Origin of the sequence: Aliisedimentitalea scapharcae (assembly GCF_045277565.1) — a bacterium.
Classification (GTDB): domain Bacteria; phylum Pseudomonadota; class Alphaproteobacteria; order Rhodobacterales; family Rhodobacteraceae; genus Aliisedimentitalea; species Aliisedimentitalea scapharcae.
Window position 1 is genome coordinate 2,321,137 of the sequence record NZ_CP123584.1, and the last position, 22,048, is coordinate 2,343,184.

The following is a 22,048-nucleotide window of genomic DNA, read 5'->3' on the forward strand; positions in this document are numbered from 1 at the left end:
TGGTTCGTGGGCGGCATTTGTGCAGAAAACTTGTGGATCAAATGTGCCTTTGCCGAGTGAAACCAGATAGGAAAGGCGCTGAATCACGATAAGTGAACGGAATCAGCACCGGTGTTGACCTTTGGGGCCGTGGTTTCAAAAAACACCGGAAAATTGCTGGAGTCACGCCCAATTCTGAACAGATTTCAGGAGCCATTTGGCACCATTGTTGAAGTGATTTTTGTAAAGGGTTCAATACATGGATTTTGGTTTTGATGTATCGGCGGCGGCTGCGGGTGTGTCCCAGGCGTCCGATGGGGTTTCAGGAAAATTCACTGTTATTATGATCATTGCCGCGGTTGGTATGCTGGGGCGCTCCTTGTTTGTGGCTTTTGGCTCTAGTCTAAGAATATCCAACCCACTCAAAGCTTTGTCAGGTATTGCAATGATTTTGGCGGCATTCGTCATCATGTTCGGTGGTATGGTTCTGGTCGGCAAAGGCCAAAGTATGTTGTTGATGGTACAACGCAATGTCGTCGATCCTTTTGTGGTTTCGGTACTGGATCGTGACAGCTGTGATCTGCATAGTGGTGCCTATTGCGTCATCGTGTTTGAACAAGACCGGGAACGTGTGGTGAATTGGCATGACCACCGGGTCGATATGTTTGCACTGGTCAACCCGCCCAACGGCTCTGTGTTCCACACCGAACGTCCCCGCAGTCGGCCGCAGATCATTGTTCAGGGTGACGAGGCGGAAACTACACAACCGATATTCTGACGATCTGTCACGTTCGGGCGCAAAATAAGCCTCAAACAACCCTTTCCCCTGCTTTCGATCCGTGCGATAGGGTGGCCGCCAAACGGGGCTATGCATGGGGATGACAAATGCAGATTCGTGAGGCGTTTACCTTTGATGATGTTTTGCTGGTGCCAGGGGCATCTGACGTGCTGCCAAGCACGGCGGATACGCGCACCAATGTGACGCAGTCGATTTCGTTGAACATCCCGCTGCTCAGTTCGGCGATGGACACCGTAACCGAAGCGCGCATGGCCATCGCAATGGCCCAGGCAGGCGGTATGGGCGTGATTCACAAGAACCTGGATGCCGACGAGCAGGCACGCCAGGTGCGCCGGGTCAAACGGTTTGAATCGGGGATTGTTTACAACCCGATCACCCTGACTGCGGATCAGACCCTGGCCGATGCCAAGGCGCTGCAGGAACGTTACCGCGTCACCGGCTTCCCGGTGGTGGACAGCGCTGGCCGGGTCGTCGGCATCGTGACCAACCGCGACATGCGTTTTGCCAGCGATGACAATACCCCGGTCAGTGTGATGATGACATCGGACAATCTGGCGATGTTGCAGGAACCGGCCGAGCTCGAAGAAGCCAAGTCGATGATGCGGGCACGCCGGATCGAAAAGCTGCTGGTGGTGGATGGTCAGGGCAAACTGACCGGCCTGTTGACGCTGAAAGATACCGAACAGGCCGTGCTGAACCCCACCGCCTGCAAGGATGATCTGGGTCGGTTGCGGGTCGCGGCGGCGTCCTCTGTCGGTGACAGCGGATTTGCCCGGTCCGAGGCGCTGATTGATGCGGGTGTGGATATTGTGGTGGTCGACACTGCGCACGGCCATTCCGCAGGCGTGATCGAAGCAGTGAAACGGATCAAAGCCCAATCCAATGCGGTCCAGGTGATTGCGGGTAACGTCGCCACAGGCGAAGCCACCCGTGCGCTGATCGACGCGGGCGCGGACGCGATCAAGGTTGGTATTGGACCCGGATCCATCTGTACCACCCGTATGGTGGCGGGTGTGGGCGTGCCCCAGCTGACTGCGATCATGGATTGCGCGGCTGCGGCCGGAAATGTCCCTGTGATCGCTGACGGAGGCATCAAATTCTCGGGCGACTTTGCCAAGGCCATCGCCGCTGGTGCATCCTGTGCCATGGTAGGGTCGATGATCGCCGGGACTGATGAATCCCCGGGTGAAGTCATCCTGTATCAGGGCCGGTCTTTCAAATCCTATCGTGGCATGGGCAGCTTGGGGGCCATGGCGCGGGGGTCGGCGGATCGCTACTTCCAAAAGGACGCGGCCAGCGACAAGCTGGTGCCCGAAGGGATCGAAGGGCAGGTGCCTTACAAAGGTGCGGCCAGCGCCGTGATTCACCAATTGGTAGGCGGCCTGCGTGCGGCGATGGGCTATACCGGCTGTGCCACTGTTGCCGAAATGCGCTCGAACTGTCAGTTCGTGAAAATCACCGGTGCTGGTCTGACCGAAAGCCATGTGCATGACGTCCAGATCACCCGCGAAAGCCCGAACTACCGGATCGGATAAACACGGGTGCGTGGCTGATGTGGGAAAGACCCCGCATCAGCCAAAGCGCGCAATGGATCATGACTGTCTCGCCCAATCTGATGCAAAACAGATAGCGTTTGAGCGTGACTGATGCCGATTCTAGCTTGTGCTCGAATTTGCTGTTGGACAGAGAAAGTGTCGTTATACGCAAAAATTCATTGTGTTCTTGATTGGTTCTTCGGGATTTGGTGTAATCGGTTTCAAAACGGGAGGCAAACTTGGGCAGTTTCTATGAATTCTTTGCAGGCGGCGGGATGGCGCGTGCAGGATTGGGGGCTGGCTGGGATTGTCTGCTTGCCAATGACTTTGATCGAAAAAAAGGTGCCACCTACGCCAGGAACTGGGGCGATGATCATCTGGTCGTCGATGACATCCGCAATATTGCGCCCGATGACATGCGTGGGACCCCGGATCTGGTTTGGGGGTCGTTTCCCTGTCAGGATTTGTCTTTGGCCGGGGGCGGCGCAGGTTTGCGAGGTGACAGGTCAGGTACCTTCTGGCCGTTCATTCATCACATCCAAGTTCTAAAGGACGAAGGGCGGGAGCCTTCGATCATTGCCCTGGAAAATGTTCTTGGGACGTTGACGTCTCATAAGGGCAAGGATTTCAACACCATCTGCGAGGCTCTTTCAAACCTGGGGTACAAATTCGGGGCAATCGTTGCGGATGCGGCGCATTTCATTCCCCAGTCCCGGCCCAGATTGTTTATCGTTGCAGTTCGGGACGGGCTTGGGGTGTCAGGTCTTGTTGCGTCCGAGGGGCCGATGGCACCTTGGCACACAAGGGGGCTGAGGAATGCGTTCGAACGTCTTTCAGATGACCTGAAAGCAAATTGGTTGTGGTGGAGAATGCCTACACCACCGAAACGCAACGCAAAGTTCGCGGATCTTGTCGAGGACAATCCGACGTCTGTCAAATGGCACACGTCTTCTGAAACCACCGCCCTGCTGTCGATGATGTCAGAAGTGAACCTGGCCAAGGTCGAAACCGCGAAGGCGGCGGGCGTGAAGATGGTTGGAACAATCTACAAGAGAACCAGGCACGAACATGGGATCAAAGTCCAACGGGCCGAAATCCGATTTGACGAGATTGCAGGGTGTTTGAGAACGCCAGCAGGCGGATCTTCGCGACAATTGATCATGGTGGTCGATGGCGACAAAATCCGATCCCGGCTCATCTCTACACGAGAAACTGCACGCTTGATGGGGCTTGATGACAGCTATGCGCTCCCCGATCGCTATAACGAGGCCTATCACCTGACCGGTGATGGCGTGGCTGTTCCAGTCGTGCGATACATTGCGCAACATCTGTTCGAAAAGATACTCATGGAAAAAGAAGCGACCAAGAGGCGAGCAAAAGCGTGAGCGAAATCCCCTGCGAAAAGAACGAAGAGCTACGACAGAAAATCCTGGAGTTTGCCGAGGTTCTGAAAACCGAGTCACACAAACTCGGTGATCATGGTTTGGATGAAAAAGATTTCTATCAGTCAGGCCTTTTTCGTGGGACGATTGAAAGGATCAGAGGGCAGTTTTCTGCTTCGATGAAAGAGAAACGCGATTTTGTGGCGTTGATACTTGGCCACATGGAGACCCGTGGCTTTATCGCAGGGTGGGGCTCGGCAGGCGAATCCAACAGGCATGACTATTTTGTTGAACTCAATACAGGTCGGACGGCCATCATCGAGTTGAAAGGCTGCCTGGACGGAAACAACACGAACATTTTTGAACGCCCGCCTCATGCGGATGAATTCATAATCTGGAGCGTTTGCAGCAATCCTGGAGCCGATCCCAGACACAATGTCTGGTCGGGTATCCATACACGATTGAGCGCCGAAATGATCGACCGCAACCAGAGAATTGATGGGCTCGTGGTTTGGGATTGGATCTGCGGGACAAGCGCCAGGCCATGTCCAAAAATCAGTGCCGATGAAACCCGATTGACAGATGTCGGGCGATACCGGATTCCTCCGCCGTGTATCTACCTGTTTCCAGGAACCGTCCCCAGTCCCAGGAACAACCCCAACCCACGGGTCAATGGGATTGATGATGTGGGGATCTTGAAGGCAATGCACGATTGTTTTGGTGGCGCTGAGAGCGAGCTCAATCATGTTGAAATTGAAGTCGCATATCAGGGAGTTGATACCGTTCGGAAGACCTCCATAAAACGTGGTGGAATTGTTCGTAAAACAACAGATCCAACGCCCATTAGACGGTCTTAGATTGTCAGGTCAGCTTGTGAAACCGCCTGCTTGAATAGGTCGGGTGTGGCGTTTCTAATGAGATGTTGGTCCTGGTCAGGAGCCTGCACGACGCGCAATTGGCAGACAAACTGTTCGCCCTCCTTGGAGGGTGCGAGGTGAAAGCTGATGCTGTGGCGATATTCTAACAGCAACGTCAGGCCGCTCGCATTGACAACGGCGGGTATTGCGTACGACGTGCGGGCGCAAATCGATGCCGACGACCACGAAATGCAAACCTGCAATCCCCTTGAACGAGAGGCTTTTGCAGGCAGGCCGCCTGTAATTCTGCCCTTCACTATAAGTGCTCATTCGAATACTGATGCGCCCGTGAAAGGCAAAGTGATCGAGGCTTTGATGTGCTCTGATGCAAGCAACAAGGCGTTCGCCTTGGCATCACGGCGCATCAGTTGGTGGTGATAGGTGTGCATCGCGCGCGGATCATCCATGAAAGCCCGATCTACCACTTCGCCTAAACTGACCTGCCTGTCGCCACGCCGGCGTCAGGTCCAACACATTGGGGCACCGTCATGACACCGGCAGCACGTTTGCAGGCAGCGATCGAAATTCTGGAGCAGATCCTGGATGGCAGCGCTGTGGAACAGGCATTGACCGGATGGGCGCGTCGCAGCCGATATGCCGGATCCAAGGACCGTGCCGCCGTGCGCGATCATGTCTTTTCCTCTGTGCGCCAAATGAATTCGCATGCTGCATTGGGGGGCGCGCGGACGGGCCGCGGCCTGATCCTGGGCGCGTTGCGTTCGGGGGGGGTGGACCCAGAGCCCCTGTTCACAGGGGAGCGGCATGCGCCTGCGGCCTTGAGCGAGGGCGAATTTGAGCGTGCCGTGCCGGATCTCTCTATTGTCGACCTCCCGGAATGGTTGTGGGGTGCGTTTCAAAGCAGCCTGGGAGCGGACAAAGCCCATGACGCCGAACTGGCCTTGAGGGACCGTGCGCCGGTGTTTCTTCGGGTGAATTCGACCAAAGCGTCGGTTTCACATGCACAGGAGGTTTTGGCCGAGGGCGGGATTGAAACCGTACCCCATCCCAGCGCCAGTACAGCGTTGATCGTCGAACGCGGCGAACGGGCAATCCGCAATTCCAGACCCTATCTGGATGGGTTGGTTGAACTCCAGGACGGGGCCAGTCAGGCCATTGTGGAACGACTGAACCTGCAAAACGGTATGCGCGTGCTCGACTATTGCGCCGGAGGCGGTGGCAAGACGCTGGCCATGGCGGCGGCGGCCCGGCTGGAACTGGTTGCACATGACGCGGCCGAGCAACGCCTAAGGGATCTTCCCGAACGCGCTAAACGGGCCGGTGCAAAGGTAAAAATTGCAAAAACTCATGATTTGAAGTCGATGGGGCGGTTTGATCTGGTGCTGTGCGATGCGCCCTGTTCCGGGTCGGGATCCTGGCGGCGTGCGCCCGAAGGAAAATGGCGGCTTACCCCGGATCGGTTTGCTGAATTGCAGGACATCCAGGCGTCGATTCTGGCGGCCGCAGCGCAGTTGGTCAAACCGGGAGGTGTGTTGAGTTATGCAACCTGTTCTCTCTTGGTGCCCGAAAATTCGGCTCAGGTTGATCGGTTCTTGGACCATCACCCCGGATGGAGCGTCCATGACACGCATCAGTGGTTCCTTGATGAGGGTACGGACGGTTTTTTCCTCGCGCAGCTACAGGCACCTGCGGCTTGACACACGCAAGAGTTGAGTTGTACCGTCCTCCTGTGCTGGAATGCGAATTAAGCTGGGATTAACTCAAATCGCGCGAAATAGACGCCAGCGAATCCCCTGACGGAGTATCCTGGTGATCAGTCGAAACAGCTCTCCCATTCCGGGTCGGAATGCCACGGCACCAGAACATGCGCGTCTGGCAGCTGTTTTGGTGATGAGCGCAATGTTGGCAGCAGCGGGATTTGCCTTTGATATGCCGGTTCTGGCGGAACGGGGGGTATTGGCGGCGTCGCTGACTTTGGTGTTGGTGGCTATTGGGGTCACCTGGCGCACACGGATTCAGACCCGGGCCCGAAACCTTGCAACCGACCTGCTGACTCAATTTATCGAAAAAGACGCGGTTCCCAGCTTTGTCACAGATGAAGATGGGGCAATTCAGGCCTGCAACATGTCCGCCGATTTGCGGTTTCAGCAGACCAAAAGCGATACATTGGCTGGGTCGTTGCGTGCGGTTCTGTCCAATCCGACGGCGATTCTGTATCGGCTGCAGTGCCGGGCCAAGCTGGACGGCGCTGCGCGCGAAGATGTGGTAACCAGGCGGGGGCATGTGCGGCTGGCCGTGCACCAATTGGGTGAAACCGGTTTTCTGTGGCGCGTCGAAGATATGCCTGAAAAACCGCATCAAGGACGTGGCCCCGAGGCCATGCCCGTGCCGATGGTCACTGTGGGGCGGTCGGGGACGGTTCTGTTCATGAATGACGCGGCGCGCACCCTGGTCGGTCAGCGCGTCAAATCGTTAAAGGCACTGTTCGCGACCCTGCCGGTGCAACCGGGACGGGTCAACACACTGACGACGGCCTCCGGACCGACGCAGGTCTTTGCCATGGAGGTCGCGACGTCTGTGGGGCGCCAGGAGTTGTTTTTTCTCCCGGTTCGAGAAACCCCCTCAAAATCCAGAATTACCGACTTTGAAACACTGCCGGTCCCGTTGCTCAGAGTGAACGCCAAAGGAGAGATCCTTGCCGCCAATACAATGGCGGCAACAATGTTGGGTCAGACGTATCGCACTGGCATGATGATTGGCGAGGTCATGGAGGGACTGGGGCGTCCCCTGGAGGATTGGCTGACGGACACAATCGCAGGGTCGGCCGTCCAGAAGTCTGAATTTCTGCGGCTCAAGCGGCGCGACAAAGAGGTGTTTGTGCAGGTAACGCTCAGCCGGGTGCCGGACGAAGACCGCCGCGAGCTGATCGCGGTCCTGAATGATGCGACCGAGCTCAAGACCCTGGAAGCACAATTTGTCCAAAGCCAGAAAATGCAGGCGATCGGTCAACTTGCAGGCGGTGTTGCGCATGACTTCAACAATCTGCTAACAGCGATTTCGGGCCATTGCGACCTGCTTTTGCTGCGACACGATCAGGGGGATCCCGACTTTGGTGACCTGATTCAGATCAACGAGAACGCCAACAGGGCAGCGGCGTTGGTCAGCCAGTTGCTCGCATTTTCGCGCAAACAGACATTGCGCCCCGAAACCCTGGATCTGCGCGATACCCTGTCCGACCTCACGCATCTTCTTAACCGTCTTGTCGGTGAAAAAGTGACGCTGACGCTCAGTCATGATCCGGTTCTCAGCCCGATCCGCGCCGACAAACGGCAATTGGAACAGGTGTTGATGAACCTTGTTGTTAATGCCCGAGATGCCATGCCCAACGGCGGCGAAATCCGAATTCAAACCGAAGTCGTCCATCTGGATGCCCCGCTGGAACGGGACCGCGCCACGGTGCCGTCCGGGGAATACGTCGTGGTCAAGGTCAGTGACGAAGGAATGGGGATCGAAGCGGATAATCTTCAGAAAATCTTTGAACCGTTTTTCACGACCAAGCGGACCGGAGAGGGGACGGGGCTTGGTCTGTCCACCGCCTATGGCATCATCAAGCAAACTGGCGGGTTTATCTTTGTGGATTCGGTGCCGGGCAGCGGCACACAGTTTACTCTGTTCTTTCCATGTCATGATTTGGAACCCCATGCCCCCAAGCCGATGCCGAAATCCAGCGTTGTCACGACCCCGGTCGCAGGGGATGGTGTTGTGTTGCTGGTCGAAGACGAGGCACCGGTGCGTGCCTTTGCCTCGCGTGCGCTCAGGCTGAGGGGGTATACGGTTCTGGAAGCTGAATCTGCCGAAGACGCCCTGAAAACCCTTGAGGATCAAAACCTGTCCGTGGACGTTTTTGTCACCGATGTCGTCATGCCAGGGATGGATGGTCCCAGTTGGGTTCGGGAAGCGTTGAAAGTGCGCCCTGATGTACGGGTTGTCTTTGTGTCGGGATACGCCGAAGGGGCATTTGGTGATGCGAAACCGGAAATTCCAAACTCTGTATTCCTGCCGAAACCGTTTTCCCTGACACAGCTCACCGAAACGGTTTTTGAGCAGATGCACTGACGGTGACGGCTTAGGGATCTGTTCCGGCAGGCCGGGGTCAGGAAATACTGTCGTACAAATCGAACTCCGCGGCGCGTTTGCGCCTCAGAATGGCTTCGATATCCGGAGAAAGGGTCAGTTGGAAGTCCGGAGATACATTTTCACGTTTCAGTTCGAACGATACATTCAGACTGTCTCGCAGGAAGCCATTCAGCTTGTCCGGGTCTTCGTATCGGAACAGTTGTGAAACCGCGGTTCCATTGGGCTGGGGGGCAAGAAACTTGGCCTGACTGCCGACATTAGCAAAGGGGGGACAATCGCCTTTGACATAGGCGCGGACAAATTCATCAAAGCTGACATCATGAGTCGAATTCGGCCGCCCCTTCATATAGGGGCGCCGCCGGTACCGGTACCAGCTGCCCAGCCAGCTGATCGGTTCGCGCATGACGGCAATGGTTTCCATCTGTGCGTTACAGACTTTGTCGAACATCGGCCGAATGAATCGATTGTACCGATAGACCGGTGCATGTTTCAAATCCGGAGGTTCGGAAATCACCATGTCGGCCCGATCTCTCAGGGCCGTGTGATAGGCTGTTGTTCCGGTTTTTGGAACACATAGGAATACAAGGCGCTCTTTATAAAAAACAAGCATTTAGCGGCGCTTCTCTCAGGGCTGACAGATCGAAAATCATCGTAAACCAATCTTTAACACTATCGGGCAAGAGTAAAGAAGATGAATTTTTCATTTGAAATGTTCTCTTTTTGATCTCATAAGGAACAAGAGGCGAACAAACCAGCGATTGCCGCTCGGGCTCGGCTGTGACAATAAGGAAGGTAACGGGATAATGGCGGATCTTTTGACCATGAGCAGCAAGAAGAACGAAGACAAGAAAAAGGCGCTGGATAGCGCTTTGGCCCAGATCGAACGGCAATTCGGCAAGGGGTCAATCATGAAGCTTGGTGATGAGGGTGCGATTCAGGAAATCGAAGCCTCCTCGACCGGGTCGCTGGGATTGGATATTGCCCTGGGGATCGGCGGTCTGCCAATGGGGCGGATTATCGAAGTCTACGGGCCCGAGAGTTCGGGCAAGACCACGCTGACCCTGCATTGTGTGGCCGAACAACAGAAAAAGGGCGGCGTTTGTGCCTTTGTCGATGCGGAACATGCGTTGGATCCGCAATATGCCCGCAAGCTGGGTGTGGACATTGACGAATTGCTGATTTCACAGCCCGATACGGGTGAACAGGCATTGGAAATCACCGATACGCTGGTTCGGTCCGGGGCGGTGAACATGGTTGTCGTCGACTCGGTCGCGGCGTTGACACCAAAGTCGGAACTTGAAGGCGATATGGGAGACAGCAGCGTGGGTGTCCAGGCCCGCCTGATGAGCCAGGCCATGCGCAAGCTGACCGGATCAATCAGCCGGTCGAATTGCATGGTGATCTTCATCAACCAGATCCGGATGAAGATCGGCGTTATGTTTGGCAGCCCGGAAACCACAACCGGCGGTAACGCGTTGAAATTTTATTCGTCGGTTCGTTTGGACATTCGCCGCATTGGTGCGCTCAAGGACCGGGACGAAGTGGTCGGCAATGCCACAAAAGTCAAAGTGGTCAAGAACAAGGTTGCTCCGCCGTTCCGTACCGTTGAATTCGACATTATGTATGGCGAAGGCATTTCTAAGATGGGTGAACTTCTGGATCTGGGGGTCACGGCAGGCGTTGTGAACAAATCGGGGTCCTGGTTCAGCTATGGCGATGAGCGGATCGGCCAGGGTCGTGAAAACGCCAAGAAATTTCTGCGTGAAAACTCTCAGGTGGCCTTTGAGATCGAAGACAAGATCCGTGCCTCTCATGGACTGGAGTTCGACCGGCCCGACAGTGACGGTGCCGACGATATTCTCGAGGCTTGATGCTGTATGGCTAAAGCGGGGCGGAAACCTCGCGCACGCGTGACAACCCAGAAACCTTTGGAACCAGGCGACCCGGCAGGGCCGTCTGGTTTTGATTTTCGGGCCATGTCGCATTTGGAGGGACCTGTGCGCATGCGGGCGGTGGACAGGGGACGGGTGCGCCGCTAAACCTGTGCCGAACCGCCACATTTCCTGCCCGAGACGAGACCCAGAATGCCGACGCTCAATGACATCCGTTCAACCTTTCTGAACTATTTTGCCAAGCAAGGGCATGAAGTCGTTTCTTCCAGCCCGCTTGTTCCCCGTAATGATCCTACGCTGATGTTCGTCAATTCGGGGATGGTGCAGTTCAAAAACCTGTTCACCGGGGTGGAAACCCGGAACTATTCTCGCGCGACCACCGCGCAGAAGTGTGTGCGCGCAGGCGGCAAGCACAATGATCTGGACAACGTTGGCTACACAGCACGCCACCACACTTTCTTTGAAATGCTCGGCAATTTCTCGTTTGGCGATTATTTCAAACATGAGGCGATCCCCTTTGCCTGGGAGTTGATCACCAAAGAATACGGGATCGACAAGTCGCGTTTGTTGACCACGGTCTATCACACCGACGACGAAGCCTTTGAGATTTGGAAAAAGCTGGGAGTGCCCGAAGATCGGATCATCCGCATCGCGACGTCGGACAACTTTTGGCAGATGGGGCCGACCGGGCCCTGCGGACCCTGCACCGAGATTTTTTATGATCATGGCGATCATATTTGGGGTGGGCCTCCGGGATCGCCCGAGGAAGACGGGGATCGGTTCATCGAAATCTGGAACATCGTTTTCATGCAGAACGAACAGTTCGAAGATGGCTCGATGATCGACCTGGAAATGCAGTCGATTGATACCGGTATGGGGCTGGAGCGGATTGGGGCATTGCTGCAAGGCAGCCATGACAATTATGACACCGACCTGTTCAAATCCCTGATCGAGGCCAGCGCGCATGCCACCAGCGTTGATCCCTATGGTGACAAGAACGTGCACCATCGAGTGATTGCCGACCATCTGCGCTCGACGTCGTTTCTGATTGCCGATGGGGTGATGCCGTCAAATGACGGGCGCGGCTATGTGCTGCGTCGGATTATGCGGCGGGCCATGCGCCATGCGCATCTGTTGGGGGCCAAGGATCCCGTCATGCATCAACTGGTGCCTGCGCTGGTCCAACAAATGGGCGCACAGTACAAAGAGTTGGGCCAGGCCCAATCCTTGATCGAAGAGACGCTGCTGTTGGAGGAAACCCGGTTCAAACAGACTCTGGATCGCGGCCTGAAGCTTCTGGACGATGAGCTTGCCGGCCTGGCAGAAGACGCATCGCTGTCGGGCGAGGCGGCGTTCAAGTTGTATGATACATTTGGGTTCCCGTTGGATTTGACGCAGGACGCGCTGCGTGAAAAGGGGCGTGATGTAGACACCGACGGGTTCGATGCCGCCATGGCCGAGCAGAAGGCCAAGGCCCGCGCAGCCTGGTCTGGGTCGGGCGATGCAGCGGACAATGCGATCTGGTTTGACGTGTTGGATGCCGGTGGGGCGACGGATTTCCTGGGTTATGACACGGAAAAGGCCGAAGGTCAGATCCAAGCGCTGATCGTAGACGGGGCCAAAGTCGACAAGATCGAAACCGGGGTTTCAGGATGGGTCGTGGTCAACCAGACGCCGTTTTATGCGGAATCCGGGGGCCAGGTCGGTGACACAGGTGTGATACGCCGTCTGGACAATCGCGATGATGTCGCTTTGGTCGAGGACACCCGCAAATTTGCCGATGGCAAGGTCTTTGCCCATAAGGTGACTGTGGAACGTGGTACGCTGGCTATGGGCGAGCCGGTTGAATTGGAAGTGGACCACACGCGCCGCAGCGCCATCCGTGCGAACCACTCGGCCACGCATCTGTTGCACGAAGCATTGCGCGAGACGTTGGGCGATCACGTGGCACAGCGCGGGTCGTTGAATGCCCAAGACCGGTTGCGGTTCGATTTCAGCCACTCCAAAGCGCTGAGTGATGGGGAACTGGCCACGGTTGCGGCGGATGTGAACCGCTATATCCGGCAGAATTCGTCGGTTGAAACCCGGATCATGACACCGGATGACGCACGGGGGATCGGCGCACAGGCGTTGTTCGGTGAAAAATACGGTGACGAGGTGCGCGTCGTATCGATGGGGCGGGCCGAAACTGGCAAGGGGCAGGACGGCATGACCTGGTCGATCGAACTGTGTGGCGGTACGCATGTCAGGCAGACCGGCGATATCGGAACGTTTGTCCTGTTGGGCGACAGTGCCAGCAGCGCCGGTGTCCGCCGGATCGAGGCGCTTACAGGTGCCGCGGCGTTCGAACATCTGTCGGCCGAGGCCGGTCGGATGTCGGATGTGGCCGGTATGCTAAAGGCACAGCCGTCGGATGTGGTGGACCGTGTCAAAGGGCTGATGGATGAACGCAAGGCGCTTCAGAACGAAGTTGCGACCCTGCGCCGTGAGTTGGCGATGGCCGGTGGAGCCGGGCAGGGCGCGGGTCCCGAAGCGCGCGAAATTAACGGCGTAAAATTCCTGGCTCAGGTCTTGTCCGGCGTGTCGGGCAAGGATCTGCCAGCGTTGATTGACGAACACAAGGACCGCCTTGGATCGGGTGCCGTGCTGTTGATCGCCGACACCGGCGGCAAGGCAGCCGTTGCTGCCGGGGTGACCCAGGATTTGACCGGTACAGTGTCCGCCGTGGATCTGGTCAAGGCCGCAGTGGTCGAATTGGGCGGCAAGGGCGGCGGTGGCCGTCCTGATATGGCACAGGGCGGCGGCAAGGACGCGACAAATGCAGATGCAGCGATCAAAGCTGCTGAAATCGTTTTGGGAGGATAAGATATGGGCGCACTTTGGATCGCACATGTAACCGTAACGGATGCCGAGGCTTACGGAAAATATGCCGAGCTTGCCGGGCCCGCAGTGGCCAAGCACGGCGGAGAATTCATTGCCCGGGGTGGTCGGTTCGTTCAGCTCGAAGGCAAGGAACGCCCGCGCAATGTGGTTGCCAAATTCCCCAGCGTGGATGCTGCGGTCGATTGCTACAACTCTCCCGAATATCAGGACGCGCTGAGCCATGCGCGCGGAGCCTCTGAACGGGAACTGATGGTGGTAGAAACCACGGATTGATCCAATCCATCGAACCCGAGTAGCAAAATGGCCCGCCCAGAGATTGGCGGGCCATTTTCAATTAAATCAACCGCTTCAGTTGCAGTCTTTGTCCGCAATTTCCAATGTGCGATCCAGAATTTCGATCCCGGTCATCAGATCCTCCTGCGAGATATTGAGCGGCGGTGTCAGGCGGATGACATTGGAGAAGAACGACAGGTACAGCCCGTTGTTCATCGCATACCCCATCATGTCGTTCATCGGTTTGGCCGCGTCGCCCTTGGCCGCAAAAGGCACCAGCGGTTCGCGCGTGTCGCGGTTTTTCACCAGCTCGATCCCGTTGAACATGCCTTTGCCCCGGATGTCTCCGATACAGGGGTGTTTCTCGGCCAGCCTGTGCAGTTCGGTCCGCAGTGTTTCACCCATGGCAGTGGCATGGGCCAGGGTGTCTTCCTCCTGCATGGCACGGATGGCCGCAACACCGCTGGCACAGGCCAGGGGGTGACCGGCATAGGTCAGACCGCCAGGCAGGGGCGTATCGCGCAGCCAATCGTGGATCTCGGTCGAAACCGACATGGTGCCCAACGGCACATAGCCCGAATTGATGCCCTTGGCCGACGTGATGATGTCCGGCTGCACCCCCCAGTGGTCGACAGCAAACCATTTGCCGGTCCGCCCGAACCCGGCCATGACCTCGTCTGCGATCAACAGGATGCCATATTTTTCGCAGGTCGCCTTGATGGATTGCAGGTACCCCTCGGGCGGGACGATGATGCCATTGGTGCCCACGATCGGTTCGAGTATCACCGCCGCAACCGTGTTGGGGTTTTCATACATCAGTAGCTCTTCGAGATGCGGACCGCCCTGGGCCACGGGACATTTGGCCGGATCGGTGTGCCCCGTGGGCAGCCGATAGACATAAGGGTCCAACATCCGGACAATTCCGGGCATGTCGGCGCGGGTCAGATGGTGGCGGGGGTCTCCGGTCAACGACAAAGCGCCACCGGTGGCACCGTGATAGCTGCGGTAGCGGGCGATGATCTTGGTTCGGCCCGTATAATGACGGGCGACGCGGATCGCGGTTTCATTGGCCGCCGATCCGCCGGTGGTGAAAAAGGTCGACGTGATATTGTCTGGTGTGATCTCATTCATGATCGCAGCCAATTCGCTGCGAACGTCCGACCCCATGGCCGGGCTGATATAACACAGCTTGTCAGCCTGATCCTTGATCGCTTGAATGATCTTGGGGTGCTGGTGACCCAGGTTGGCATTCACCAGCTGGCTTTGAAAATCGAGATACCGTTTGCCGTCGCTATCCCAGAACCAGGAGCCCTGCGCCCCGGTGATAACGCGGGGGCGACTGCCTTGTTTTGACCAGCTTTGCAGATAATGGTCGGCATGCATGTCGCGCACCCATTCCGGATCATGGGTTGGATAGGCGTTGGAAAGGTCATCCATGGTTCAGATTCCCATCTGTTTCGGGTTTGGGAGAAGGGTGAGGTCAGGCACCGTAAATTGCAACCGGCGCGCCGAGCGAGTCGAAATCAGGGCGCACACCCAGTCCGGGCGTGTCGGTGGCGAACAGCCGGCCATCCGCAGTGGTCGGTCCACCGACCCCTGTGTTGCGGGTGTTGTAGTTCATCAAATCCGTCGAATTGATCAACATTTCGGACGGCGTCGAAGCCGCAAAATGAGCGACGGCGGCGGTGGTAATCTGCCCGCCCCAGGTGTCTTCGCTGACCACCGGAATGCCGTGATCGACCAAAAAGTCACGAACCCTGCGGGCCTTGGATAATCCGCCAAGGTTCGAAATCTTGAGACAACATATTTCTGCCCCCCGGTCGTTGACGATGCGGCGGGCCATGTCGATTCCGGTGACACATTCGTCCAGCTTCATTGGCTGCTGGGCCACCCGGCGCACCTGCTGGCATTCCTCATATGTTCGACAGGGTTGTTCCAGGATGAAGTCCAGATCGCGGGTGGCACGGGCGACCCGCAAGGCATTATCGACGCGCCAGCCCTGATTGGCATCAGCCATTGCCTTTTCCCCAGGTTTCAACAGGGGAACGGTGATGCGGATCCGGTCGATATCGGTGACCCAGTCGCCGCCGACCTTGATCTGGAACTGGCGATATCCGGCCGCGCGGTGGTGTTCCATTTCAGCGATGGTTTCTTGCAACGGTTTTTGCGGGGCAACCCGATACATGGGCGCACCATCGGTCAGCTTGCCCCCCATGAGCATCCAAACCGGCTGTCCGCTGGCCTGACCCAGCAGATCCCAGAACGCCGCATCAAACGGAGCCTTGGCATAGCCATGTCCCTGAACGATGTGGTCCATCAGGCGTTCCATCCGCCCAACCTGTCGCGGGTCTTCGCCAATCAGCTGGGGGGCAACCAACCGCGCCAATGCCGCGACCCCTTCGGAATGCGCAACCATGTAGTTTTCGCCACAGGGCGTGAATTCACCACATCCCTGCAGACCTGCGTCCGTGTCGATGACCACGACCGAAGCCGAAGCGGTGCTGATCGGATTGCCCGCGCCCCAAGTATAGGTGCCGCCAACATAGGGCAGGGGAGTTTTATAGATCCGAATACGCGTGATCTTCATAATGGGTTCCTTCAGGGCGTCACAACTATGTTGCCAACATGCTGTTTCTGCAAAAAGATCTCTTGCGCGCGGGCCAGATCCTTGAGCCCAAAGGTTTCGGCCAGCAAAGGTTTCAGCGCGCCGGTTTCGATCATGCCCACAACCCGGTGCATGGTGCCCGGCGGACAGATGGTGGCACCGGTCAATTGCAGGTCCTTGTAAACCAGCTGGCGCAGATCGAATTTGGCCATTGGCCCGGCGATACACCCCGACGTCGAATAGCGCCCGCCCTGACGGAGCGCATTGATCAGCGCCATGAACATAGGGGCCCCAACCACATCCAGCGCAATGTCCACAGGGCCCTGGGCTGCGGTGCGGATCGCGGACTCCAGATCGTCGGTGTTGCGGTCGATCACAATCTCCGCGCCCAGATCGCGCAGCAGGTCGGCCTTGGTCAGGCTGGCGACTGCGATCACCCGGCATCCGCGCAGGCGGCACAGCTGGATCGCGGCTGATCCGACCCCGCCCGACGCCCCAGTGATCACAACCGTTTCGCCCGGGCGCGGCGTTGTCCGGTTCACCAGGTTTTCAGCCGTTGTATAGGCACAGGGAAACGTGGCGAGTTCCGCGTCGGTGAGGTCAGAGGTCACAGGCAACGCATTGGCGGCCCGTACCTTGGTGTATTCGGCGAAACCACCGTCACATTCGGACCCGAAATAGCCGGAATTTGCGGTGTTCTGCCAATCTCCATGCCCCAGCAACCAGGGATCGATTATCACCCGTTCGCCAATGCGCCCCGGATCTGTATCTGGGCCCACCGCAACAATGCGGCCCACCACGTCAGCGCCCTGAATCACCGGAAAATGGATTGCGCCGCTGCCCCAGGTGGCCTCGGTATCGTCAATGGTTTCGAACCCATCCGCACCACCGTCACCGATCGCCTGATCGACGGTTTTGGAATACCAGGCGGTGCGGGTGTTGATATCGGTGTTGTTCAGCCCGCAGGCCCCAACCCGGATCACCACCTCGCCCGAGTCCGGGCGCGGTGTCGGGACATCTGTATAGACCAGCTTTTCCAATCCGCCGTGCCCGGTGAGCAGCACGGCCTTCATGGTGGCAGGAAGAGGGGCAGCGTGGCTCACTCTGCCGCCTCCAGCACCGCGTCGGTTCGCGGTTTTTGTGACATCGGGTCATAGGCGGGTTCACCCAGAATGCGGCCTGCGCGCGGCTCACCGGCGACGATGACTTCAACCTCGGTGCCAGGCACATTGACGTGCGGTTTGACATAGGCAAAGGCCAGGATCTTGCCCACCGTATGCCCATAGGCCACCGAAGCGGTTGAGCCGACGACCTCGCCATTCAGCTTGATCGCCTCGCCGCCATGACCGTCCTCGACACCGTCAGGATCAATTTCCAGATAGGCGCAGATCCAGGGTTGTTCATCGGCCTCGGCGCTGGCACGGGTGGCGTCTGCCCCCAGATACTCCTTGTCCAACCGGGCAAAACGCATCACGTCGGCCTCGGGCAGGGTGACCTCGTTGGTGAGCTCTCCGGCGCCCTTGAACCCTTTTTCCATCCGCAGGGCATTCATCGCAAATGAACCATAATCGGCAATGCCGTGCGGCGCGCCCGCCGCCCAAAGCGCGGTATAGACATCGACACAGGCAGCGTCGGGCATATGCAATTCCCAGCCCAATTCACCGGCATAGGACATGCGGAAAGCCCAGACCTGATGCCCCGCCACCGTGATTTCCTGTGCTGACAGCCAGCGGAACCCGGCATTGGACAGGTCCGCATCCGTACAGGCGGCCAGAACGTCACGCGATTTCGGCCCGTTCAGCGACAGCGCCGACCAATCCTCGGACAATGTGGTGATCGCAACATCGGCATCATTGCGATTGTGGGTCAGATGGTCCAGCAGGCGCTGTTCAAAGAAGGCGGCACAAACCAGATAATACCGATCCGCCGCCATGCGCACGATGGTGGTTTCCAATTCGATCCGGCCACGACGGTTCAGCATATGGGTCAAGGAGATCGACCCATTCTTTTGCGGCATCCGGTTGGCGGTCAGCCGGTCGAGCATCGCATGGGCGTCCGGGCCTTCGACCAGTACTTTGGTGAATGCGGTGACATCCATGATGCCGACCCGTTCCCGCACAGCGCGGCATTCGGCACCGACCATGTCAAAGACTTCATTGCGGCGGAACGAATAATGGTCGCGCTGTTCCACACCGTCACGGGCAAACCAACGGGGGCGTTCGTGGCCAAACACCTCTTCATACACCGCGCCCTTGTCCCGTAGGAGGTCGTAGAGCGGCGAAGGTTTGATCGGACGGCCCGCCAGACGGTTGAAATGCGGGAACGGGATTTCGTGGCGCAGCTTGTAATCCTCATGCGCCTTGATCACCTGCCAGTCCTTGACCGCATAGGAGCCGAAACGGCGGGGGTCATAGTCGCGCATGTTGATGTCGGCAGCGCCATGCACCATCCATTTGGCCAATTCACGCGTCAGCCCAGGACCCCACCCAATGCCGATCTGGGTGCCACAGCAGCACCAGTAATTCTGTACGCCGGGGGCAGGCCCAACCATCGGGTTGCCATCGGGTGGATGTGAAATCGCACCGTGAACCTCGCGTGTGATACCCAGATCAGCAAAAATCGGCATGCGTTCCAACGAGTTTTCGAGCCAGGGCATGACCCGGTCATAATCGGCCTCGAACAGCCAGTTTTCATAGTCCCATGGGCATTCATCATGCCAGACCGAATTCGAGTTCTCCTTTTCGTAGATCCCGATCAGGCCCTTTTTCTGTTCCATCCGAATATAGCCGGACACCTGTTTGTCGTCGCGAATGACCGGCAGTTCCCGTTCCAGATTCTGAAATTCGGGGACCTCTTCGGTGACGAAATAATGGTGTGTCATGGAGGTCATCGGCAGCTGCAGTCCCGACCATTCTCCCATCTGGCGGGCATAGGTGCCCCCCGCATTCACCACATGTTCACAGGTGATGGTGCCGTGATCGGTCTCGACCACCCAATCTCCCGCGTCGTTTTGGCTTATGTTGGTGGCCTGACAGCGGCGAAAGATTTTCACCCCTTTTTGGCGGGCACCCGTGGCCATGGCCATGGTGACATTGGAGGGGTCCACATGGCCGTCATCCGGTGTATAAAGCGCGCCCAATACGCCATCCAGATTGTAGAATGGGTGTTTTTCCGCAATGAATTCAGGACCTACCAGTTCAATGTTGAACCCCAATGCGCGACCCACTGACAGGGTGTGGCGCAGCCAGTCCATTTCATCATTGGTATAGGCCAGGCGGAAACTCCCGCAGCCATGCCAGGTCACCGCCTGTCCGGTTTCTTGCTCCAGCTTGTGGGAATACAGACCAATGTTGTAATCCACCATCTTGCCCAATCCATAGGAGCTGGTGGAGTGGGTGATCTGCCCGGCGGCGTGCCAGGTTGATCCACTGGTCAGTTCGGCCTTTTCCAGCAGAACCGTATCATCGCCCCATCCTTCGTGGGCAAGATGATAGGCCAGGCCACAGCCCATAACGCCGCCTCCGACAATGACGACCTTTGCGCGTGCGGGGAATTCTTTGGAGGACATCGCTCACTTCCTGTTCGAGAGTCGCAGTTTTCGATGGACAGGGTTAGGGATCAGATGTACCACCGTCAATAGAAAATGGGACAAATGTTCGCATTGGCGAATTCTGGGGATTTGAAGAGGACTTGAATGGGACAAAAAAACGTATCTTCTGCAGTGCTTCAGCGGCTTTCGAGCGAGCTGGACGATCTGACACCAGAGGCACAGAAGGCGGCACGCTATGTTCTGGAAAACCCACGGGATGTGGGGGTGTCGACCGTGCGCGAGATCGCGGATGCGGCGGATGTCAAACCCAACACCGTGGTCCGCATGGCGCGCCAGGTTGGGTTTGATGGCTATGACGATTTCCGTGAACCGTTTCGTGAAGCGATCCGCCAAGGGCAGGCGTCGCTTCCGGATCGGGCGCGGTGGTTGCAGGACATGCAGAAACGCGGCGGGCTGGCCGAATTATATGCCGATATGGTCTCCAGCACGCTGCGCAATATAGAAGACACGTTTTCCGGTATTGATGAATCCGAGCTGAGCGCAGCGGCCGCCAAAATCTGGGAGTCACGCAACGTGTTTACCTTGGGTGTTGGGGTCAATCACGCCAATGCCAGCAATTTTACCTATCTGGCCCGCACTGGAATGGTTCAATTTCATGCCATTCCGCGCGCTGGATCGACCGCGATTGATGATCTGGCCTGGGCGGATCAACGCGACGTTCTGATCGCCATCACATGCCGTCCGTATCGTTCCGAGGTGGTCAACGCCGTGCAGGTTGCCAAAGAGCAGGGAATGACGGTGATTGCATTGTCGGATTCCCCTGCCTCTCCGATCATACGCGCCGCAGACCACGGGTTTGTCATGTCCATCGACACCCCCCAGTTCTTTCCATCATCGGTCCCGACCATCGCGCTGCTGGAAACATTGCTCAGCTTTGTTATCGCGGCTGCGTCAGACAAAGTGGTGGATCGGGTCGAAAAGTTCCACGAACGTCGCCACCAACTCGGCTTTTATCAGGATGATCCATCATGAACATTCCCCTGACACACTCTTTGGAAGCCCGCTATTACACGGACCCCGAAATTTTCGGCAATGAACTGAACGGTTTGCTGTCGCGTACCTGGCAGTTTGCCGGGCATGTGGCAGATATTCCCAATGTCGGGGATTACTTTGCCTTTGAGATTGCCGGGCAAAGCCTGTTTGCCATCCGGGGCCGCGACGCTGTGGTGCGCACGTTCTACAATGTGTGCCAGCATCGCGCCCATGAAATGGTGTCGGGTACCGGCAATACGCGCGTTGTGGTCTGTCCCTACCACCAATGGACCTATGAGCTGACCGGGGGGTTGCGTGCCGGACCCAACGTCAAATCGGTGCCAGGGTTTGACCGCGAAAAAATCTGTCTGACCGAGGTGCGAACCGAAGATTTCAACGGATTTCTGTTCGTCAATCTCGACAAAGACGCCGCGCCGATGGACGACTGGTTTCCCGGTGTGCGCGCTGAGCTGCGCAAATACGTGCCTCATATCGACACGTTGGCACCGCTGGAATGGGTCGAATGTCCTGAGAATTGTAACTGGAAGGTGTCGGTCGAAAACTATTCCGAATGTTACCATTGCCCGACCAACCATCCGACCTTTGCCGAAGGGGTGGTGAAACCCGAAACCTATGACATTCAGCCCGACGCCGGGGGCGGATATGTGCTGCGCCATGTCACAGAATGCCAAAGCCTCGAGTCGATGACCTATCCCATTGATCTGGACAGCAACGAACATGCCGGCGACTACCAAAGCTGGTTCCTGTGGCCGATGTTTTCATTCCAGTGCTACCCGGGCAATGTGTTAAACACGTATCACTGGCGGGCCAATGACGTGGACAATTGTACGGTTTGGCGTGGTTGGTACACCGAAAACGGCCACGAAAGCGATGTGATCCGCGGGTTGGCGGTTCAGGATCGCGAAACCACGGTCGAAGAGGACATACGTCTGGTGGAATCCGTGCATCGCGGCCTGAAGTCCAAGGGATATGTACCAGGACCGTTGGTTTTGGATCCTGCTTGTGGCGTCATGAGCGAACATTCGATCGCAAAACTTCAGCAATGGATGCGCGAAGCGGTGGACTGATCGCGACCCCATCCAGTC

The 22,048-nt window shown here is 57.2% G+C and carries 17 protein-coding genes; 11 read left to right on the forward strand and 6 right to left on the reverse strand.

The features are described from left to right. Window positions 1–238: 238 nt before the first annotated feature. The 4 genes from QEZ52_RS10980 to QEZ52_RS10995 all read left to right on the forward strand — a co-directional run bounded on the left by QEZ52_RS10980 (window position 239) and on the right by QEZ52_RS10995 (window position 4,552). Window positions 239–757 carry a hypothetical protein gene (locus QEZ52_RS10980; protein WP_406644386.1) on the forward strand — a complete coding sequence of 173 codons (519 nt, stop codon included), beginning with the start codon at window positions 239–241 and terminating at the stop codon, window positions 755–757. 107 nt (window positions 758–864) lie between these two features. After that, a complete protein-coding gene (guaB, locus tag QEZ52_RS10985; RefSeq protein ID WP_406644387.1) occupies window positions 865–2,313 on the forward strand; it encodes an IMP dehydrogenase in 1,449 nt (482 codons plus the stop codon). Between the two features lie 239 nt (window positions 2,314–2,552). Beyond that, a complete protein-coding gene (locus QEZ52_RS10990; RefSeq protein WP_406644389.1) occupies window positions 2,553–3,698 on the forward strand; it encodes a DNA cytosine methyltransferase in 1,146 nt (381 codons plus the stop codon). Continuing rightward, window positions 3,695–4,552, forward strand: coding sequence for a hypothetical protein (locus tag QEZ52_RS10995; protein WP_406644391.1), 858 nt, complete (start codon window positions 3,695–3,697; stop codon window positions 4,550–4,552). The genes QEZ52_RS10990 and QEZ52_RS10995 overlap by 4 nt, the downstream gene beginning before the upstream one ends. A 326-nt stretch (window positions 4,553–4,878) precedes the next feature. Here the strand turns inward: QEZ52_RS10995 and QEZ52_RS11000 are convergent, their stop codons facing one another. After that, on the reverse strand, window positions 4,879–5,019 hold the full coding sequence (locus tag QEZ52_RS11000) for a hypothetical protein (RefSeq protein WP_406644392.1): 141 nt from the start codon (window positions 5,017–5,019) through the stop codon (window positions 4,879–4,881). Between the two features lie 81 nt (window positions 5,020–5,100). On the opposite strand from QEZ52_RS11000, the gene QEZ52_RS11005 reads away from it, so the two are divergent. Beyond that, complete coding sequence (locus tag QEZ52_RS11005) at window positions 5,101–6,267, forward strand: RsmB/NOP family class I SAM-dependent RNA methyltransferase (protein ID WP_406644394.1); 1,167 nt, start codon at window positions 5,101–5,103, stop codon at window positions 6,265–6,267. A 112-nt stretch (window positions 6,268–6,379) separates the two neighbouring features. Continuing rightward, window positions 6,380–8,686 (forward strand): ATP-binding protein, encoded by a 2,307-nt coding sequence (locus QEZ52_RS11010; RefSeq protein ID WP_406644395.1) that lies wholly within the window; start codon window positions 6,380–6,382, stop codon window positions 8,684–8,686. Between the two features lie 37 nt (window positions 8,687–8,723). Here the strand turns inward: QEZ52_RS11010 and QEZ52_RS11015 are convergent, their stop codons facing one another. Further along, window positions 8,724–9,317: a gamma-glutamyl kinase gene (locus QEZ52_RS11015; RefSeq protein ID WP_406644396.1), complete on the reverse strand. Its 594-nt coding sequence runs from the start codon at window positions 9,315–9,317 to the stop codon at window positions 8,724–8,726. 193 nt (window positions 9,318–9,510) lie between these two features. Between QEZ52_RS11015 and recA the strand changes: the two genes are divergently transcribed. The 3 genes from recA to QEZ52_RS11030 all read left to right on the forward strand — a co-directional run bounded on the left by recA (window position 9,511) and on the right by QEZ52_RS11030 (window position 13,755). Next, window positions 9,511–10,578 (forward strand): DNA recombination/repair protein RecA, encoded by a 1,068-nt coding sequence (gene recA / locus QEZ52_RS11020; RefSeq protein ID WP_406644398.1) that lies wholly within the window; start codon window positions 9,511–9,513, stop codon window positions 10,576–10,578. Between the two features lie 213 nt (window positions 10,579–10,791). Then, window positions 10,792–13,464 carry an alanine--tRNA ligase gene (gene alaS / locus QEZ52_RS11025; protein WP_406644399.1) on the forward strand — a complete coding sequence of 891 codons (2,673 nt, stop codon included), beginning with the start codon at window positions 10,792–10,794 and terminating at the stop codon, window positions 13,462–13,464. A 3-nt stretch (window positions 13,465–13,467) separates the two neighbouring features. Further along, window positions 13,468–13,755 (forward strand): DUF1330 domain-containing protein, encoded by a 288-nt coding sequence (locus tag QEZ52_RS11030; RefSeq protein WP_406644400.1) that lies wholly within the window; start codon window positions 13,468–13,470, stop codon window positions 13,753–13,755. 75 nt (window positions 13,756–13,830) lie between these two features. On the opposite strand, the gene QEZ52_RS11035 is transcribed toward QEZ52_RS11030, so the two are convergent. From QEZ52_RS11035 to QEZ52_RS11050, 4 genes are read right to left on the reverse strand one after another with little or no spacing between them, the layout of a single operon-like run. Beyond that, the gene (locus QEZ52_RS11035; RefSeq protein ID WP_406644401.1) at window positions 13,831–15,192 is read right to left on the reverse strand and encodes an aminotransferase class III-fold pyridoxal phosphate-dependent enzyme; all 1,362 of its coding nucleotides are present in this window, start codon (window positions 15,190–15,192) and stop codon (window positions 13,831–13,833) included. Between the two features lie 43 nt (window positions 15,193–15,235). Next, window positions 15,236–16,342: a mandelate racemase/muconate lactonizing enzyme family protein gene (locus tag QEZ52_RS11040; RefSeq protein WP_406644402.1), complete on the reverse strand. Its 1,107-nt coding sequence runs from the start codon at window positions 16,340–16,342 to the stop codon at window positions 15,236–15,238. Window positions 16,343–16,353: 11 nt separating this feature from the next. Continuing rightward, entirely contained in the window at window positions 16,354–17,463 is a 1,110-nt protein-coding gene (locus QEZ52_RS11045; RefSeq protein ID WP_406644403.1) for an alcohol dehydrogenase family protein, read from the reverse strand. Continuing rightward, window positions 17,460–19,928, reverse strand: coding sequence for an FAD-dependent oxidoreductase (locus QEZ52_RS11050; protein ID WP_406644404.1), 2,469 nt, complete (start codon window positions 19,926–19,928; stop codon window positions 17,460–17,462). Before QEZ52_RS11050 ends, QEZ52_RS11045 begins: the two co-directional genes overlap by 4 nt. 126 nt (window positions 19,929–20,054) lie before the next feature. Here QEZ52_RS11050 and QEZ52_RS11055 point away from each other — a divergent pair, with 126 nt between their 5' ends. Together QEZ52_RS11055 and QEZ52_RS11060 are read left to right on the forward strand one after the other, a co-directional pair. Further along, window positions 20,055–20,942, forward strand: a complete 888-nt coding sequence (locus tag QEZ52_RS11055; protein WP_406644405.1) for a MurR/RpiR family transcriptional regulator — start codon at window positions 20,055–20,057, stop codon at window positions 20,940–20,942. Beyond that, window positions 20,939–22,030, forward strand: coding sequence for an aromatic ring-hydroxylating dioxygenase subunit alpha (locus QEZ52_RS11060; RefSeq protein ID WP_406644406.1), 1,092 nt, complete (start codon window positions 20,939–20,941; stop codon window positions 22,028–22,030). The genes QEZ52_RS11055 and QEZ52_RS11060 overlap by 4 nt, the downstream gene beginning before the upstream one ends. Window positions 22,031–22,048 lie beyond the last annotated feature (18 nt).